This is a genomic window from Niallia circulans NBRC 13626 (genome assembly GCF_001591585.1).
Taxonomy (GTDB): Bacteria; Bacillota; Bacilli; order Bacillales; family Cytobacillaceae; genus Niallia; species Niallia circulans.
The window spans coordinates 86,452-104,436 of the sequence record NZ_BCVE01000004.1 but is presented as its reverse complement, the minus strand read 5'-3'; the positions used below and the strand labels follow the sequence as shown (position 1 = coordinate 104,436).

Below are 17,985 nucleotides of genomic sequence, written 5' to 3'. Positions count from 1 at the left end.
TAGGAAATTCGAACTTTAATTTTTTATGAAAGTACAAAGCTAAAGAGAAAAAAGAGGCTGCCTTATTTAACGAGTGATACTTTCTAAGTAAGCTCGTTTCCTAGGGCATCCTCTTCCTTGCTAATTGGCATTGGTTTAGAAAAAATGGAGGTAAAACCATGATAAAGTACTTAACAAAACGTTTGCTGTTTATGGCGCTATCCTTATGGTTAATCATAACAGCTACGTTTTTCTTCATGAGGATGGCACCAGGTAACCCATTTACATCGGAAAAGAAAATGCCGCCTGCAATCGAAGCAAATTTAAACGCCCATTATGGACTTGATCAGCCTTGGTATGTCCAATATGGAGAGTATTTGCTAAGAGTTGTTCAATGGGATTTTGGTCCATCTTTTAAATATAAGAGCCAAACGGTGAATCAATTAATCAATGAAGGATTCCCGGTATCATTAGTCTTGGGCGTAGAAGCAATTTTTATCGCTTTAGCCATTGGTGTTACATTAGGGGTAATTGCTGCTTTAAGACATAATAAATGGCAAGATTATCTGGCGATGATTGTCGCAGTATTAGGAATATCAGTACCTTCGTTTATTATGGCAGCTTTTCTGCAATATATTTTCGCGATGAAGCTGGGGATATTCCCTGTAGCAAGATGGGGAACATTTATGCAAAGTGTCCTGCCTGCAATCGCATTAGCAGCTGGACCAACAGCATTTATTGCTCGTTTAACTAGATCTTCAATGTTAGAAGTGTTAAGCAATGATTATATTAAAACGGCAAAAGCAAAAGGAATAAGCGGCTTTAATATTACTGTAAAGCACGCCATCCGCAATGCGATTCTTCCCGTTGTTTCATACATGGGGCCCTTATCGGCGGGAATTGTTACAGGTAGTTTTGTTATTGAGAAAATCTTCGGTATTCCAGGTCTCGGATCACAGTTTGTCAAAAGTATAAATAACCGTGATTATACAGCGATTATGGGAGTAACTGTTTTCTATAGTATTATCCTGTTAGTATCTGTTCTTCTTGTCGACTTATTGTACGGATTAATAGATCCTCGAATTAAACTATCGGGCGGGAAGAAAGGAGCGTAAAGATGCAAGAAATTTCGAAAGATAAATTTGAAATAGTTGGCAATAGCAGCATAGAGTCAGAGAAAATATCCAAAGCAAGTTTGTCGTTTTGGAAAGATGTTTTTACTCGTTTTAAGAAAAATAAGCTTGCGGTTTTTGGACTTGTTCTTTTAATTCTTTTAATTGTTATGTCTTTAATAGGGCCGTTATTAACTCCGTACAATTATTATGAGAATGATTATACAAAAACGAATCAGCCTCCAAGTGCTGAACATTATTTTGGCACAGATGACCTTGGCCGAGATATGTTTGCTCGAATTTGGTATGGTGCGAAAATATCGTTATTTATTGGGGTAGCGGCAGCCTTGATTGATTTAGTTATCGGCGTAATCTGGGGAGGGATTGCAGGTTATAAAGGTGGAAAAACCGATGAAGTAATGATGCGTATAGCGGATGTATTATATGGTATTCCTTACCTTTTACTAGTAATTCTTTTAATGGTTGTTCTTGGCCAGGGAATATGGACGATGATTCTGGCAATGAGTATAACTGGTTGGATTAATATGGCGAGAATGGTCCGTGGACAAGTATTATCCTTAAAGAGCCAAGAATATATTCTTGCTTCCAGAACGTTAGGAGCAAGTGTATCAAGAATTATGAGCAAACATTTAGTCCCAAATGCAATGGGGCCAATTCTTGTGACATTAACTTTAACTGTACCTAATGCTATTTTTACAGAGGCATTTTTAAGCTATCTTGGTTTAGGATTAACTCCTCCATTAGCCAGCTGGGGAACGATGGCCAATGATGGAATCGGAGCACTGCAATATTATCCATGGAGATTATTTTTCCCTGCACTGTTTATATGTTTAACAATATTTGCCTTTAATGTTATTGGCGATGGAATCCGAGATGCTCTTGATCCAAGACTACGCAAGTAAGGAGTGAGATACATGGAAAAATTATTAGAAGTAAAGGATTTACAAGTCTCATTCCATACGTATGGAGGAGAAGTGCAGGCAGTTCGTGGAGTATCCTTTGATTTATACAAAGGGGAAACATTAGCTATTGTTGGTGAATCCGGATCAGGTAAAAGTGTTACGTCCCAAACATTAATGAAATTAATCCCGATGCCTCCTGGCCATATTAAAGCAGGACAAATTTTATTTAATGGAGAAGATATTGTTCAAAAAACGGATAAAGAGATGGAAAGTATCCGTGGGAAGGAAATGAGTATGATCTTCCAAGATCCTATGACATCTTTGAATCCGACTATGCGTATTGGTACACAAATCATGGAAGTACTGATAAAACATCAGCAAATGAACAAGGAAAAGGCAAAAAAGAAAGCTGTTGAATTGTTAAGCTTAGTTGGAATTCCTAAACCAGAGAAAAGGGTGGATCAATATCCGCATGAATTTTCTGGTGGGATGAGACAACGTGCGATGATTGCCATTGCTTTAGCTGCTAACCCACATCTATTAATTGCAGATGAACCAACAACAGCTTTAGATGTTACGATTCAAGCGCAAATTTTAGATTTAATGAAAGATTTGCAAGAGAAAATGAATACGAGTATTATCTTCATTACCCATGATTTAGGGGTAGTCGCAAATGTGGCTGATCGTGTTGCTGTAATGTATGCTGGTCAAATTGTTGAAATGGGAACAGTTGATGAAATATTCTACGATCCAAGACATCCTTATACATGGGGGCTTCTTGCATCTATGCCAAGTTTAGACAATGATAATGAAGATGAGCTTGCTGCTATTCCGGGAACACCTCCAGATTTAACGAATCCTCCTATAGGAGATGCATTTGCTGCGAGAAATCCATACGCATTAGCAATTGATTTTGAACAAGAGCCGCCAGTGTATCAAGTGTCTGAAACACATTTTGTGAAATCATGGTTACTGCATCCGAATGCGCCGGCAGTAGAACCACCAGCTTCAGTTAAAGAAAGAATAAGAACGTTACCCTCTAACTTTGAAACACCAGTATTAGTAAAGGGGGATAAATAAATTGAAAGAAAAGTTATTAGAAATAAAAAATCTGAAGCAATATTTCAATGTTGATACTCCTAATGTTGTCAAAGCAGTAGATGATATTACCTTTGATATTTTCAAAGGAGAGACATTAGGTTTGGTAGGCGAATCTGGTTGTGGAAAATCGACAACTGGCAGAACGATTATCCGCCTCTATGATGCAACAGGCGGTCAAGTTTTATTTAATGGAGAAGATGTTCATGGAAGAAAATCAAGGACAGAATTAAAGAGATTTAATCGTAAAATGCAAATGATATTCCAAGATCCATATGCTTCTTTAAATCCTCGAATGACCGTTGCTGATATAATTGCAGAAGGCATTGATATTCACGGTTTAGCGAAAAACAAAAAAGAGAGAATGGAAAAAGTATATGAGCTGCTTCATACAGTTGGTTTAAATAAAGAGCATGCCAATCGTTATCCGCATGAGTTCTCAGGCGGACAAAGACAAAGAATTGGAATTGCACGTGCATTAGCTGTAGATCCAGACTTTATCATTGCAGATGAACCAATCTCTGCATTAGATGTTTCCATTCAAGCACAGGTTGTAAACTTGATGAAGAGGCTTCAAAAGGAAAAGGGGCTTACCTATCTATTTATTGCCCATGATTTATCCATGGTGAAATATATTAGTGATCGTATTGGTGTGATGTATTTCGGAAAATTAGTGGAAATAGCGCCTGCAGATGAATTATACAATAATCCGATTCACCCATATACACAGTCGTTATTATCAGCGATTCCTCTGCCAGATCCAGAAACAGAGCGAACAAGAAAAAGAACGGTTTATGATCCAGCAGTTCATCAATATCAAGAGGGTGAAGAGCTTAAAATGAGAGAAATTAAACCAGGACATTTTGTTTATTGCTCTGAAAGTGAATATAAAAAATATAAAGCACAATGAGAATAAGTAAATTCCAAGCCGACAATCCTTGATTGTCGGCTTTTTAGAATGGATGCCTACGTACAGTTGGAAATTGCTAGATTATGCTTGTTTGTGTTTGTTACAATAAAAGGGATACATCATGGATAGAGTCTCAATAGATAATAGATACTGTATGTAGATGGGAGTTTTCACGATGAAAAAGAAAATATTATCCATTGGATTAAGCATATATTTGTTGATTCCCAATATCGCATTTGCAAAAGGGGAAAAGATAATTCCTAAACATCCAACTAAACAAGTGAAAATTATGGTAAAGCATTTACCAGCTTCTTTACCTAGAATGAAGACTAATTTCGATTTTACTTACCCGGATGCTGTGAGGGGGATTTATGTAAACAGTCATTCCATTGAAGGAAACAAATGGAGTCAATTAATGGAATTAGTGAAAACAACAGATTTGAATGCTATGGTTATTGATTATAAAGAAGATCATGGTAATTTGACTTTTATGCCGGAAGCGGATTCACCTTATAGAGAAATTGGCAGCCAATCGATAAAAAATATGACAAAGCTTTTAGAGGAGCTTGAAAAGGAGAAAATTTATCCGATTGCGCGAATTGTTGTCTTTAAAGATTCTGTATTGGCTAAGGAAAAGCCCGAATGGTCTTTTGTCCAAGGAGAGAAGGTTTGGACGAATGGGAGAGGGGAAGCGTTTGTTAACCCGTTTGAAAAAAAGGTCTGGGATTATAACATTAATATTGCTATCGAGGCAGCAAAAATGGGGTTTCAAGAGATACAGTTTGATTATGTGCGTTTTCCAGAAGGATTTGAAAATAAAGGAGATATACTAAACTATACGAAAGGAGATTATCGTAAATTAGATAAGAGTGAAGGGGAGAAACGAGTAGAAGCAGTTACGGACTTTGTTCAATATGCAAAAGAAAAATTAGAGCCATATAATGTGAAGGTTTCTGTTGATATATTTGGATATACAGCAACCTTAGAAGAAGCTCCTGGAATTGGCCAGAATTTTTCAAAAATAAGCAAACATGTCGATGTTATTTCTTCTATGATTTATCCAAGTCACTGGACAAATTATTTTGGGATTGAAAAGCCAGATTTATTCCCCTATGAACTTGTAAGGGAGTATATTAAAGTAGAAAAGCAAAAATTAAATCAATTAGAGAATCCACCTATTTCAAGACCATGGCTACAGGATTTTACAGCTGCCTGGCTGGGCAAAGATAATTATCAAGTATATGGAAAAGAAGAGGTTCAAAAACAAATTGAAGCTTTGAATGATCAAGGAGTTAATGAGTTTTTATTATGGAATGCTGGGAATAATTATACAAAGAATGTCGATTATACACCGAAAAATAAAGAGAATAAAGGAGATTAAATTAGATGCATTGGTATGATAAGTTAAATCAATATTTCCCTGTGGAAGAAATGAAATCACAAGAACATATGGAAGCGTTACTCAAGGACTTTCCAGAATATTATCATAAGGATGAAGGAAAGTATCATGTGTTAATGTATGTGGAAGCAGAGGATTTTGTTTTTGTCGATTATTTATTTGTCTCTGACAAAGCAAGAGGACAGGGGCTTGGTCATCAATTAGTGGAAAAGCTGAAAGAAAAGGGAAAACCTATTATTTTGGAAGTGGAACCGATAAATTATAAAGATAGTGATACTCAAAAAAGACTGAAATTTTATCAGCGTGAAGGGTTTAAGCATGCAACTTCTATTGGTTATAAACGTTTATCGTTAGCAACTAGGGAAGTGAATGCAATGGAAATTCTCTACTGGGCTCCTAATAATGAAGGAGAAGAGGTTGTTTATCAAGCATTGGTAAGAACGTATAATAAAATTCATACCTATAAAGATTTCCAATTTTACGGAGAATCGTATGAACCAGTCGATGAAGTAGTTCAATTAAATATGGAACAAAAACGAAAAAATTTATTCGATGAAATTTGATTAAAGTGTAATAAAACAGCTACCCTCAAGGTGACAGCCCTCCTACAAAATGAGCGGTCACCTTGTAACGAAGATAACTGCTGACGATAAGCTGCCATATATAAAGAAGAGTTTTATTAAAATCTTTTTATATTTTCATTAAAATCTGCTTAATTGAGAATATATAGGGGTTTAATAGAAAGAAATAATGGGTATATAATCAGAAAATATATATTTAGAACAAATATTTTAACAGATGAGATAATTTTTTGAAACTTTTTTGGTTTTCAAACGTCTATAATGATAAGTAACAAAATAACTGAAGGATTCGTACTTTCATAACGAGTTTTTCTTACATAAAGGAGGAGAATCACAGCAATTACCTTAATTAGTAGCAGCTTATATACAGAAATTAATGATACTTGTGGATAAATTTTTTAAAACATATACCATAAAGCAAACAATTAGTGTATAATAATTAATATAAATTACTTGATTGAATTAATTATAATTTAAGAATTATCAAGAAGATAACTCAAGTTATTTATAATCATAATGAATGTAGTTAATTACATGTCTAAATAAAGGGAGCGTGAATTTGTAAAATGGTAACATTATACACTTCAACAAGTTGTACATCCTGCAGAAAAGCAAAAGCATGGTTAGAGGAACATGAAATTGCTTATAAAGAAAGAAATATATTTTCTGAACCGCTTTCTATTGAGGAAATTAAAGAAATTCTTCGTATGACGGAAGATGGAACAGATGAAATTATTTCAACAAGAAGTAAAACTTTTCAAAAGTTAAATGTGAATTTAGAAACAATGCCATTACAAGATTTGTTTGGTATTATTCAAAATAATCCAGGTCTATTAAGACGTCCTATAATCATTGACGAAAAAAGACTACAAGTAGGATACAATGAAGATGAAATTCGCAGATTCTTACCAAGAAAAGTTCGTACTTTCCAGTTAAGAGAAGCACAAAGATTAGTTAACTAATTAGGAACAAAGTATAAAAAATCTGACATAAGGCGGCACTAAATGAAAATTTAGTACCGTTCAGTCAGGTTTTTCTTTTTTATATAGTAATTAAGAAAAAACAGAGGCATTCCTATTGCTTAAGGTAGAAACCAATCTAACTTGATTAGATAGTCTGGTTAAAGTGTTAGTAATTGCCTGGACTTTTTAGTTTGAAATAATTTCTATGAGGTAATACTACTAAATATAACGGTACAGGAATATGGTATTAAAAGAACTAATTACTGAGTTTAAATAAGGCTTCATTTATTTAGATAATTGAAAATTGTGAATGCTTTTGAATAGGCATTTAATGGTTTTTTCCATTCCCAAGATATTTTAATTCCATTTATACTGCTTTTGTCATAAAATATAAAGTACAAGGTACAATACAAGGAAAAATAAAAATTTTATTTCAGATAATTTACTTGTAAGAAATAAAACAATCTGTATGGGGGTCTCTTGTCCCTTCCATCATAGTCTGAAGGGAGTGTTAGCGTATGGAAATTGAAAGAATTAATGATCATACAGTAAAGTTTTATATTTCGTATATTGATATAGAAGAACGTGGATTTAAGCGTGAGGAGATTTGGTATAATCGGGAACGCAGTGAAGAATTGTTTTGGGAAATGATGGATGAAGTACATCAAGAGGAAGACTTCATATTTGATGGACCATTATGGATTCAAGTTCAAGCTCTAGAAAAAGGGTTGGAAATCTTGGTTACAAAAGCACAGCTTTCGAAAGACGGACAGAAATTTGAAATTTCTATTCCAGAGGATAAGCTAAAGGATTTACCAATTGATGAACGTTTTGAAGATTTAATGGATCAGCACTTTACGATTAAAGAGGGAGAAGAAGAGTTCGATGAAAGTCTCGAGTTCCTCTTAACGTTTAATGACTTTGAGGATATTATTTCTTTATCCAAGATGCAAGGGCTGGAAGGAATCGATACAAAACTTTATAACTACAATGGAAAATATTACTTATTTGTCCAATTTCTTGATGAAGAAATTGCAGAAGAGGAAGTAGAAAATGCATTAAGTATTTTACTTGAATATGCTCAAGAAGATTCTAAAATGACCATTCATGTTCTCCAAGAATATGGTAAAGTTATTATTGAGAATGAAGTCTTTATGGAATTAAGAAAGTACTTTCACTAAATTATTAGCAGTTCTAATCATATACAAAAAAATTAAAGAAGCTCTACAATGTTTGGCCGTGTCCATTCATTGTAGAGTTTCTTTGCATATTATGAGAAAAATAATCCTTCAGAATTAATAGAAACCTCTTTAAGAAAGGGCAAATTTTTAATATAAATAGAATAGTTTCTTCCCTAATAAATTGATCATGGAGCATCTGTGGAGTAATTTATGGTAATTATGGGTATATATATAGGAATAAAGAGATAACTCTAAGCTTAATGTAAGTAAATTGGGAGAATGGCGGTGTCTATTATGAATCATACTGCTAGGTTAGGCTTATTTTTTATCGTAGCAGCTCTTTTTGTTTATGTGTTTAATATATTTTTCTCTATACAGGGAGGAATTTACGGACAATTAAGTTTAGTGATCAGTTTATCAGTTGTTTTTATCGGTTTGGTTATTTTCTTTGAAAATCGACATCCCACACAAACATTAACCTGGTTAATAGTCTTGGGGAGTTTTCCAATTATCGGGTTTGTCTTTTATCTATTCTTTGGCAGAAACTATCGAAAAGAAAGAATTTACCGTAAAAAATATTTTCTAGATAAAGAAGCATTTCTGAAGATTGAACAAGAAATTGGTTCTAGGAGAGAAGAAAAGAGAAAGATACTCGATGGACATCAACGCAACTTATTTCACCTAGCTGAGAAACTTGGAAATACGCCTATTTCCTTCGGTACCTCAACAGAGGTATTAACAGATGGAGAGGAAACATTTTCAGCTATTTTGAAAGAACTGAAGAAAGCAAAACATCATATTCACTTAGAATATTACATTGTAAGAGATGATGCCATTGGTCAGGAGATAAAGGATATATTAGTCGAAAAAGCAAGAGCTGGGGTACAGGTGCGATTTTTATATGATGCAGTTGGTTCTTGGAAGCTGTCAAAAAAATTTTGTGTAGAGATGAAAGAGGCAGGGATTGAAGTTATCGCTTTTGGTCCAGTTAAAATGCCTTTTTTTAATAGTAAATTTAATTTCAGAAACCATCGTAAAATTATCATAATTGATGGCAATATTGGTTTTGTTGGCGGTCTTAATATTGGCGACGAATATTTGGGAAGAAATCCTTCGATCGGATACTGGAGGGATACTCATTTATTAGTAAAAGGAAATGCTGTTAGATCCTTACAATTAATTTTTCTGCAAGATTGGTTCTATATGACAAACCATAGCTTTTTGACAGAGGAATATTTAACGCCTATTTCTGAGGAAAACTCGCATGGTGGGGTACAGTTGATTGCGGGGGGACCTGACAATGAATGGAGCGTCATCAAAAGTATCTTTTTTAGTATGATTACTACGGCAAAAGAATCGATTTGGATTGCTACCCCTTACTTTATTCCAGATGAAGATATATTTTCTGCTATTAAAATTGCTTCATTAAGTGGTGTAGATGTGCGTATTCTCGTTCCTAGTAAACCGGATAAAAGAATTGTTTTCCATGCTTCCCGCTCTTATTTCCCAGAGTTACTAGAATCCGGCGTCAGGGTCTTTGAATATAACCGCGGATTTATGCATAGTAAAATTATTATTGTAGATGGAGAAATTGCCTCCATCGGGACATGCAATATGGATATGAGAAGCTTTCATTTAAATTTTGAAGTTAGCGCATTTTTATATAAAACAAGAAGTACGGAAAAGCTTGTAAAAGACTTTCTGGAAGATATAAATCAATCAATCGAATTAGAAGAAGAGACCTTTAATAAGAGACATTATGGCTATAGAATGCTTGAATCTACTTCAAGATTATTATCACCTTTATTATAAAGTGGTTTTGATTTTATATAAAGAGCACGTATTTATTCATTACTTATTTGAAGGTAATGGGCAAAAATGAGCTCTTTTTTCGTATGGTTACATGTTCTATAAAAAAGAAGGAAAATTCAAATAAGAAGAAAGTTTAAGAAGGGATTCTAAGAATAAACAAGAATAAGTATAGAATAAATCGAAAAGGAGGAAATTTATTTTGTTTACAGCCATAACAGAAGCTGGCGAAATAATCAACTTGTTCACTAGGAAGGAGAAAGATGATTTAAAAGGCTTACGGCAAACTCCATTATATTGTCCAGAATGTAAAGGACGTGTTCTCTTAAAAATGGGAGAAAAAAAGATAACACATTTTGCCCATGAAAGGAAAGCATGTTGTTCAAGTAATGGAGAGGCGGAGTCTACTTATCATTTACAAGGAAAGTTGCAATTATATCAAAAATTAGCTGAATTGAATCTTCACCCCCAAGTAGAGCCTTATTATCCAGAAATAAAGCAGCGGGCAGATATTAGCTTTGTCTTTCATAAGAAGCAGTATGTGATTGAATATCAATGTGCTAAGATTTCTCCACAGTTAATAAAGAAACGTACAGAAGGTTATCGAAAAGTAAATATTCATCCTATTTGGATTATCGGCTTTTGTCATTTAAAGAAGTGGAATCCAATCAAATTGAAACTTTCTACATTTATTTATCAGTTTTTCATCTTATACCACAACCAATATCTTCTGCCCTCTTATTGTCCATATGACCGGGCATTTTATTTGATTCAAAACCCAATACCAATATCCATCTCCCAATTCTTTGTGACTACTTTTTGCTATCCTTTAGTAAAAATAGAGGGAAAGCCGCCTCTAATTCCCAGAAAAAAATGGCATTTTACTTATTGGCGAGAGATTATTCATCGGCAAAAAACAAAGGATATACATTACCAAACAAATGATCAATTTTTAAAAGAGTTGTATGTTCATGATCTGCATCCTCATTTCTTACCTCCATTTATTGGAATCCCTTTAAAGGAAGGGTTTCTCCTCGAAACAGCACCATTATATTGGCAGGCTACTATTTTTCTTGATAGCTTTAAAGAAGAGATGAAAATATACCCCCTTCAAAAGATTTATGTGAATTTCCATAAGAGAATCGATAGTAGACAAATTAAAATAAGAGATTTTCCTTTTATAAGCGAGGCAGACTGGAGAAAAGCGGTTAAACAATATTTACACATTCTGGTGGAACTGAAGGTTATAGAGGAAGTAAAACCTCATTTTTATCGGATGCTTTATAAGAAGAAAATCAGAAATTATGAAATACAGGAACAAGAAGAAGCAAGGTTCTATAAACAATTAAAAAAATTGGTTAATAAGCAATAAAGATAAATGAAATAACATAAAATACATATGCTAATGTATATGTAGAAAAATTATTCATGCATTAAAATCGGAAATAGATCGAAAATTTGGTAGAATAAGAAGGAATTGGTTTGGAAATCGGAGAATATTTAATAATGTTTATTTTCGAATTCCGAAATAAAAAGAGTGGAGGATGGAATATGTCAGCAGAAACAGGAGTAAAAAAATTACCACTGCGTAATGAGGTTCCAGTAGAAGATACTTGGAGATTAGAGGATATATTTGCAAGTGATGAAGAATGGGATAAAGAATTTGAAGAAGTAAAGAAATTATCTCAAAAAGCAACAGAGTATCAAGGGAAGCTTTCCGAAAGTGCAGATGTTCTTTATGAAGCTTTGCAATATCAAGATGAGCTTTTATCAAGACTTGGGAAATTATATACATATGCACATATGCGTTATGATCAAGATACGACTAATAGCTTCTATCAAGGCGTAGACGGACGTATTAAAAGTTTATATGCACATGCTGCAAGTGCGTTAGCTTACATGGTTCCGGAATTATTATCCATTGATGAAAAAGTTATCAATGCTTATTTAGAAGAAAATAATGAATTGAAGCTGTATAAGAAGGCTTTAGAAGAAATCAATTTACAAAGACCACATGTGTTAAATGCTGAACAGGAAGCTCTGCTTGCACAAGCATCAGAGGTATTAGATTCTTCTAGCAATACATTTGGGATGCTGAATAATGCCGATTTGGAGTTTCCAAGCATTAAGGATGAAAACGGAGAAGAAGTAGAAGTTACACATGGTCGTTATTCTCGCTTTCTGGAAAGTGCAGATCAACGTGTACGCCGCGATGCATTTATGGCTGTCTATGATACTTATGGCAAATTTAGAAATACATTTGCTTCCACATTGAGTGGAGAAGTAAAAAGTCATACATTTAATGCGAAAATAAGAAACTATAATTCGCCACGACATGCTGCACTGGCTGCTAATAATATTCCAGAACAAGTGTATGAAAATCTAGTGGAAACGATTAATAAGAATTTACCATTATTACATCGTTATGTGAAATTGCGTAAAAAAGTCCTTGGCCTAGAAAAACTGCATATGTATGACTTATATACACCACTAGTAAAAGACGTAAAAATGGAAATTCCTTATGAAGAAGCGAAAGAATTAGTAATAAAGGGCTTGGCTCCACTTGGTGAGGAATATGCGTCTATCTTAAAAGAAGGCTTTGAAAACCGCTGGGTGGATGTACATGAGAATAAAGGGAAAAGAAGTGGTGCTTATTCTTCTGGATCCTATGGAACCAATCCATATATTTTAATGAACTGGCAGGATAATGTAAACAATCTATTTACGTTAGCACATGAATTCGGGCATTCTGTGCACAGCTATTATACAAGAAAATCACAGCCATATCCTTATGGTAATTATTCCATCTTTGTTGCAGAGGTAGCCTCTACTTGCAATGAATCCTTATTGAACGATTACTTGCTAAAAACAATAACTGACAAACAAAAGCGTCTATATTTATTGAATCATTTCTTAGAGGGCTTCCGTGGTACGGTATTCCGTCAAACGATGTTTGCTGAATTTGAACAATTAATTCATGAAAAAGCAAGTAATAATGAGCCATTAACTGCTGATTTACTGACAAAGGAATACTATGCTTTAAATCAGAAGTATTTTGGGGAAGAAGATATTATTATTGATGAGGAAATTGGCTTAGAGTGGTCAAGAATTCCGCATTTCTACTATAATTTCTATGTATATCAATATGCAACTGGCTATAGTGCTGCAACAGCATTAAGTAAACAAATATTAGAAGAGGGGACACCGGCAGTGGAACGATATATTGAGTTCTTAAAGGCTGGAAGTTCTGATTATCCAATTGAAGTACTTAAAAAAGCTGGAGTGGATATGACAAGCAAAACGCCAATCGAAGAGGCATGCCAAGTTTTTGAAGAAAAATTGAATGAGATGGAAAGCTTATTAAACGAAATTTAATTGACTTAAGAATAGTAAAGCGTGTGTTAGAGGAAAACTCTATTACACGCTTTTTTTCGTTTGCGATCAGTCTGAATTTATGAAGATTTTGTGAACATCATCCCAGTTGTATTGCAGAATATAATTAAATTATGATACTATTTAGTTGTAAAGTTAATCACAAACAAACTTATACCCCTTTGTTTGACCGTGAAAAATTTCTCCCATCCCCTTTGTTCGTAAAAGTAAAAAAGGCCTTGCCTTGAGACAGCAAGTCCTTTTTTATTTTTTTCGTCTTTCAATAATAAAAAAATAGACATGGCATCTTTATAGATTACCACATCCCCCAGTTTTAACCGATATATTTCCAAAATACCCCATATTTAGCTGGTATTTGTTCTACTAGTTGTCGTAATTGCAATTTCTTCATTTCTTTTTCAATTTCTTGAATAGATTTATTATAAACAACAGATAATTCCTTTGATGCAACAAGTTTAAAGCATTCTAAAAAGTTTTCTAGTGGAGGTGGAGCTGCTTTTTCTGGCTGAATCTGCAGCATTTCCTCGATAATTTGTACATATACCTCATATGGATAGTAACCAGTAACTTTTATGCCTTCGTCTTCAATATTCTCATTAAAGAAGACTAATGTTGGTATTTCATTTACTTCCATTTCCCTTGTAATTTTTAAATCACATTGAAAAGCTTTAGCTGCACTATTTGAATGAATATCTGATATAAATTCTATTACATCGATTCCTACACTTTTAGCACAGGACTTAAGAACTTCAAAGGTAGCAATATTCTTTTTCTCTAGAAATAATAGTTCTTGTAATTTTCGCAAGAATTTCATCCCAGATTTCCGACCCTGCAATTCTGCTGCTTTAAGTGCAATGGAAGGTAGGTGTGGGGAAACGATAGGGTTATCAAACCATAAAGAACCATCACATGACATTCCTGAACGGCTAGCGGTTTTTTCCCAAAACTCGGCAATATTCGCATGCTTGCTCTTCTTACTGCAATTTAAGGAAGATAATCTACCGCTTAATACATGTTTAAGGGAGAAATACCGTCCATATTCAATCTGCAATTTTTTCATAATAGGCTCAAGCGCCCAGCATTCAGGACAGAGTGGGTCGATAAACATATATATTTCGAGTGGTTTTCTATCTTGGCAATTGTCATCAGCTGTTTTCGGCTTGGATATAGAAATGTCTTTTTCCATCACGTGTTATCACCTTTTTTAGTTTCAATTTCCTCCGAATTAACCATATGTTTTGCTGTCAGCACGAGTCTTGAAAAAATCTCTTCTCGTATTTCGCTATCTAAGTCTACTTCTTCCATGGCTTCATCCATACAAGATAACCATGCCAAGGCGCGCTTTTCTGTTATTGGAAAAGGTAAATGTCTCGCTCTCAGCATTGGATGTCCATGTTCATTAGAGTAAAGAGGTGGACCACCTAAAAATTGTGTAAGAAATTGTTTTTGCTTACGAGCAGTTTCTGTTAAATCTTTTGGGAAGATAGGAGCTAGGTCAGGATGTTGACCAACACGATTGTAGAATGCATCTACAAGTTTATTTAATGTGGCTTCACCAATTTTTTCATAAGGTGTCGACATTTTCTCGACCATATTTAAAACTCCTTTAGCGTTCTTTTATAGCAGTACTTTAACTATATTGTAACAATCGATATTTCATTGTACAAATAAATAGCTTGTAAACAGGTCGAGAGGGAAATTATGCCGTATAATGCTGCGTTACTTTAGCTACGTAATTCTGTGTTTCCTTAAAGGGCGGAATGCCACCATATTTATCCACATTACCAGGTCCAGCATTGTAGGCTGCTAAAGCAAGTTCAACATTTCCGTTATATTTATCTAACATTTGTTTTAAGTATTTGCTGCCACCCATAATATTGTCTAGTGGGTTAAAAACATTTTGCACACCTAATGATGTTGCTGTGCTCGGCATTAGCTGCATTAATCCAGATGCCCCGGCATAGCTTGTTGCATTAGGATTGAAATTGGATTCCACTTTGATAACAGAGCTGATTAATTTTTCCGGTAAGTTATATTTTTCAGCTGCTGCTTTAATCATTTCATCGAAATCAGAAGTGGTAGTTGCCGATGAAGAAGACAGCTTTGTTAAACTTAATGGCATAAGAGAACCAGTACTTGCTAAGCCTAATGGTATGGAGGCTGCTCCTAGTGTATTATTTTCAATTGAATCCGTTAATTTTGTTTCGGATGATAACATATTACTCAGAAAATCTTGGAAGAGGGTAGATGAACTACCGGTGTTTTGTGAATTTAAACCTTGTAAAGCTTGGAGTTCAAGCATTACCTTAAACTGATCAATTTTCATTGCTTTCCTCCATTTACGAAAAATAAGACATTTGCAATTAAGTAACAACACTTTTGCAGTGAACAAAATAGAAGCAATAAAGTGGGGGAGAACCTTTATTGCTGGGTACAATGGTGTAGAATAATCTAGCAAATTAATCGTATTTTTTAATATACTAAATTACTTCTGTTTATATTTTTCTTCATAAAATCTACGTACTTTGTTTTTGGTTTTTCGAACGGGAATTTTTAAGGTGGCTAATAGCTCCTGAAAGTAAATTTCTCCTTCTTCCCGATTGCTTACTTCATATTCTAACTCATAATCTTCTTTTTTTAAATAGAAACTATGGTCCAAAACTAGTAAACCATTTCCAATTTGTTTTTCTGCCCTAATTGTTCGTAGGCTTCCAAAATATATAATAGATGCAGGATCAATGTTCATGTTTCTTAACAAACTAGAAATTTGCTCATCATTTATTTTCCCAGTAGAGAAAATATCATCGCTTTCCGCTTTGGAAAGAGTTTTATTTGTTTCTAGAAGCCCGTCTGGATGAGGTTGCTTTAATGTTAATTCATATTCTGCCTTTTTTTTACGAATTCTAAGTGCGGAGTGATTAGCTTTTAAAGCAAAATCACTTGTATCAAAATAATGATTTTCTTGTTCAAATAAATCTTCCTTTCCCACTTGAAAATGGGTTAGGAGCAGTTCATATTCTTCTTTTGTTAACATATTTTTAAATTCGATTTCAATGTTTTGATTTTTAGACATATATAGATCCTTTCTTAAACCTTCTTGTCTATTATTATAATAGGAGATAGAGAAACAAGCTATGTTCGTGTTTCCATTATCTCAGTCGTTAGTCCTCCAGTTTGTACACTGCTGACAAGGCGCTTCCGCTTTTCTATCTGTCTAGCTGCAGCGCCTAGCGGTTAGCAAACTTCAGACTAGCTCCCTACGATAAGTCAACATCGATTCGCTGACGCTTATCGTGTTTCCTTTATCTCAGTCGCTAGTCCTCCAGTTTGTACACCGCTGACAAGGCGCTTCCGCTTTTCTATGATAATTCTTGTGGTTGTGGTAAAATATGCATAGTTGGAGGGTGAATAATGAAACAAAAATGGCAGATTAAAGAGACGATTAAAAAGGAAAATGAACTAGTATTTCAACTGCAAGAGGATGTCAATTTAGAAAATGCGAAGGCATGTGGTCAAATACTTGTTGATTCTGATGCTCTTGCGTTTATATATTTACTTGAAAAGGAAAATGAATATGTTTATCTAGAAATTCCGGAAAGCGTATGGAAGGATTGTAAACAGGCGTTAGAGTCAAATAGTTCATTTTTTGTAAAAGATGAGAAGGGGCATTTATTGCTTGAAAACTTCAAAGAGGAATTAGAATATTTAATTGAGAATATTCGAGGAAATGGAAATTATGGAGAGGATATGGAAAAAGGAGTTTCATCCGTTTTTCTATAATGATTTGTTAGATTGAATAGAAGCAGATTTATACATGTTTTAATGGTGTAACTCTGCCTGTTTTGAAAAAAAATAGATAGTAATCGACAAATCTTCTATAAAAGAAATGCCTCGTCTGAAAAGAACCTTGGAATTGAGGTGTTATATATATGAAACAGTGGGATCAATTTTTGGCGCCATATAAACAAGCGGTAGATGAGCTAAAGGTTAAACTCAAAGGAATGAGACGTCAATTTGATCATGAAGATGATCATTCTCCAATAGAATTTGTAACAGGACGTGTAAAACCAATAGCAAGTATATTGGATAAGGCAAATGAAAAGGGCATATCTTTAGATAAACTAGAAACAGAAATGCAAGATATCGCGGGACTTCGGATGATGTGTCCATTTGTTGACGATATTATAAGAGTTGTTGAACTATTAAGACAAAGAAATGATTTTGAGATTGTAGAAGAGAGAGATTACATCTTACATAGGAAAGAAAGCGGCTATCGTTCTTACCACGTGGTAATTGTCTATCCAGTACAAACCATAAATGGGGAAAAGAAACTATTAGTCGAAATTCAAATTCGTACGCTTGCAATGAATTTTTGGGCGACGATTGAACATTCGCTAAATTATAAGTATAAAGGCCAATTTCCCGAAGATATTAAAATGAGATTGCAAGGAGCTGCAGAAGCTGCCTTTCGATTAGATAAAGAAATGTCTTTAATCCGGGGCGAAATTCAAGAAGCACAGGCTTTCTTTAACCGCAAGAAAGAAAATGATAAGAATAAGTAGTTTTTAGTTATAAATCACAAAAGAAAATTCAAAGATATTCTGCATTTCTAAAAACTGAGAAGAGGAGCTACCAAAC

At 34.2% G+C, this 17,985-nt stretch carries 17 protein-coding genes; 13 read left to right on the top strand and 4 right to left on the bottom strand.

The window, feature by feature from the left end:
• Positions 1–158 precede the first annotated feature (158 nt).
• The 11 genes from BCI01S_RS06515 (at position 159) to pepF (ending at position 13,329) form a co-directional block, all read left to right on the top strand.
• Positions 159–1,094 carry an ABC transporter permease gene (locus tag BCI01S_RS06515; protein ID WP_047942453.1) on the top strand — a complete coding sequence of 312 codons (936 nt, stop codon included), beginning with the start codon at positions 159–161 and terminating at the stop codon, positions 1,092–1,094.
• Positions 1,095–1,096: 2 nt separating this feature from the next.
• The gene (locus BCI01S_RS06510) at positions 1,097–2,014 is read left to right on the top strand and encodes an ABC transporter permease (protein ID WP_047942451.1); all 918 of its coding nucleotides are present in this window, start codon (positions 1,097–1,099) and stop codon (positions 2,012–2,014) included.
• 12 nt (positions 2,015–2,026) lie between these two features.
• Positions 2,027–3,094: an ABC transporter ATP-binding protein gene (locus BCI01S_RS06505; RefSeq protein ID WP_061797449.1), complete on the top strand. Its 1,068-nt coding sequence runs from the start codon at positions 2,027–2,029 to the stop codon at positions 3,092–3,094.
• A gap of 1 nt (position 3,095) precedes the next feature.
• The gene (locus tag BCI01S_RS06500) at positions 3,096–4,022 is read left to right on the top strand and encodes an ABC transporter ATP-binding protein (RefSeq protein ID WP_061797448.1); all 927 of its coding nucleotides are present in this window, start codon (positions 3,096–3,098) and stop codon (positions 4,020–4,022) included.
• Positions 4,023–4,197: 175 nt separating this feature from the next.
• On the top strand, positions 4,198–5,403 hold the full coding sequence (locus tag BCI01S_RS06495) for a putative glycoside hydrolase (RefSeq protein WP_047942447.1): 1,206 nt from the start codon (positions 4,198–4,200) through the stop codon (positions 5,401–5,403).
• Between the two features lie 5 nt (positions 5,404–5,408).
• On the top strand, positions 5,409–5,984 hold the full coding sequence (locus BCI01S_RS06490; protein WP_061797445.1) for a GNAT family N-acetyltransferase: 576 nt from the start codon (positions 5,409–5,411) through the stop codon (positions 5,982–5,984).
• 584 nt (positions 5,985–6,568) lie between these two features.
• Positions 6,569–6,964, top strand: a complete 396-nt coding sequence (gene spxA / locus BCI01S_RS06485) for a transcriptional regulator SpxA (RefSeq protein ID WP_061797442.1) — start codon at positions 6,569–6,571, stop codon at positions 6,962–6,964.
• 518 nt (positions 6,965–7,482) lie between these two features.
• On the top strand, positions 7,483–8,145 hold the full coding sequence (gene mecA, locus BCI01S_RS06480; RefSeq protein ID WP_047942445.1) for an adaptor protein MecA: 663 nt from the start codon (positions 7,483–7,485) through the stop codon (positions 8,143–8,145).
• A 294-nt stretch (positions 8,146–8,439) separates the two neighbouring features.
• Positions 8,440–9,957: a cardiolipin synthase gene (cls, locus tag BCI01S_RS06475; protein ID WP_047942536.1), complete on the top strand. Its 1,518-nt coding sequence runs from the start codon at positions 8,440–8,442 to the stop codon at positions 9,955–9,957.
• Positions 9,958–10,156: 199 nt separating this feature from the next.
• A complete protein-coding gene (locus tag BCI01S_RS06470) occupies positions 10,157–11,326 on the top strand; it encodes a competence protein CoiA (protein ID WP_061797440.1) in 1,170 nt (389 codons plus the stop codon).
• A gap of 179 nt (positions 11,327–11,505) precedes the next feature.
• Positions 11,506–13,329, top strand: a complete 1,824-nt coding sequence (pepF, locus tag BCI01S_RS06465) for an oligoendopeptidase F (protein ID WP_047942535.1) — start codon at positions 11,506–11,508, stop codon at positions 13,327–13,329.
• Between the two features lie 331 nt (positions 13,330–13,660).
• Here the strand turns inward: pepF and BCI01S_RS06455 are convergent, their stop codons facing one another.
• The 4 genes from BCI01S_RS06455 to BCI01S_RS06440 all read right to left on the bottom strand — a co-directional run bounded on the left by BCI01S_RS06455 (position 13,661) and on the right by BCI01S_RS06440 (position 16,420).
• Positions 13,661–14,533: a ClpXP adapter SpxH family protein gene (locus BCI01S_RS06455; RefSeq protein ID WP_047942441.1), complete on the bottom strand. Its 873-nt coding sequence runs from the start codon at positions 14,531–14,533 to the stop codon at positions 13,661–13,663.
• The gene (locus BCI01S_RS06450) at positions 14,533–14,940 is read right to left on the bottom strand and encodes a globin domain-containing protein (protein ID WP_047942439.1); all 408 of its coding nucleotides are present in this window, start codon (positions 14,938–14,940) and stop codon (positions 14,533–14,535) included. Before BCI01S_RS06450 ends, BCI01S_RS06455 begins: the two co-directional genes overlap by 1 nt.
• 106 nt (positions 14,941–15,046) lie before the next feature.
• Entirely contained in the window at positions 15,047–15,673 is a 627-nt protein-coding gene (locus BCI01S_RS06445) for a lytic transglycosylase domain-containing protein (protein WP_047942438.1), read from the bottom strand.
• 159 nt (positions 15,674–15,832) lie between these two features.
• Positions 15,833–16,420, bottom strand: coding sequence for a CYTH domain-containing protein (locus tag BCI01S_RS06440; protein ID WP_047942437.1), 588 nt, complete (start codon positions 16,418–16,420; stop codon positions 15,833–15,835).
• Between the two features lie 338 nt (positions 16,421–16,758).
• Between BCI01S_RS06440 and BCI01S_RS06435 the strand changes: the two genes are divergently transcribed.
• Both BCI01S_RS06435 and yjbM read left to right on the top strand, forming a co-directional pair.
• Positions 16,759–17,127: a UPF0738 family protein gene (locus tag BCI01S_RS06435; RefSeq protein WP_061797435.1), complete on the top strand. Its 369-nt coding sequence runs from the start codon at positions 16,759–16,761 to the stop codon at positions 17,125–17,127.
• A 149-nt stretch (positions 17,128–17,276) separates the two neighbouring features.
• On the top strand, positions 17,277–17,909 hold the full coding sequence (gene yjbM, locus BCI01S_RS06430; RefSeq protein ID WP_047942435.1) for a GTP diphosphokinase: 633 nt from the start codon (positions 17,277–17,279) through the stop codon (positions 17,907–17,909).
• The last annotated feature ends 76 nt before the right edge of the window (positions 17,910–17,985 follow it).

Coding starts and splice junctions, on each gene's coding strand:
- spxA (WP_061797442.1), top strand. CDS start 6,569: ATGGTAACATTATACACTTCAACAAGTTGTACATCCTGCAGAAAAGCA.
- cls (WP_047942536.1), top strand. CDS start 8,440: ATGAATCATACTGCTAGGTTAGGCTTATTTTTTATCGTAGCAGCTCTT.
- BCI01S_RS06440 (WP_047942437.1), bottom strand. CDS start 16,420: ATGTCTAAAAATCAAAACATTGAAATCGAATTTAAAAATATGTTAACA.
- mecA (WP_047942445.1), top strand. CDS start 7,483: ATGGAAATTGAAAGAATTAATGATCATACAGTAAAGTTTTATATTTCG.
- BCI01S_RS06445 (WP_047942438.1), bottom strand. CDS start 15,673: ATGAAAATTGATCAGTTTAAGGTAATGCTTGAACTCCAAGCTTTACAA.
- BCI01S_RS06510 (WP_047942451.1), top strand. CDS start 1,097: ATGCAAGAAATTTCGAAAGATAAATTTGAAATAGTTGGCAATAGCAGC.
- BCI01S_RS06495 (WP_047942447.1), top strand. CDS start 4,198: ATGAAAAAGAAAATATTATCCATTGGATTAAGCATATATTTGTTGATT.
- BCI01S_RS06435 (WP_061797435.1), top strand. CDS start 16,759: ATGAAACAAAAATGGCAGATTAAAGAGACGATTAAAAAGGAAAATGAA.
- BCI01S_RS06505 (WP_061797449.1), top strand. CDS start 2,027: ATGGAAAAATTATTAGAAGTAAAGGATTTACAAGTCTCATTCCATACG.
- BCI01S_RS06450 (WP_047942439.1), bottom strand. CDS start 14,940: ATGGTCGAGAAAATGTCGACACCTTATGAAAAAATTGGTGAAGCCACA.
- BCI01S_RS06455 (WP_047942441.1), bottom strand. CDS start 14,533: ATGGAAAAAGACATTTCTATATCCAAGCCGAAAACAGCTGATGACAAT.
- BCI01S_RS06515 (WP_047942453.1), top strand. CDS start 159: ATGATAAAGTACTTAACAAAACGTTTGCTGTTTATGGCGCTATCCTTA.
- yjbM (WP_047942435.1), top strand. CDS start 17,277: ATGAAACAGTGGGATCAATTTTTGGCGCCATATAAACAAGCGGTAGAT.
- pepF (WP_047942535.1), top strand. CDS start 11,506: ATGTCAGCAGAAACAGGAGTAAAAAAATTACCACTGCGTAATGAGGTT.
- BCI01S_RS06490 (WP_061797445.1), top strand. CDS start 5,409: ATGCATTGGTATGATAAGTTAAATCAATATTTCCCTGTGGAAGAAATG.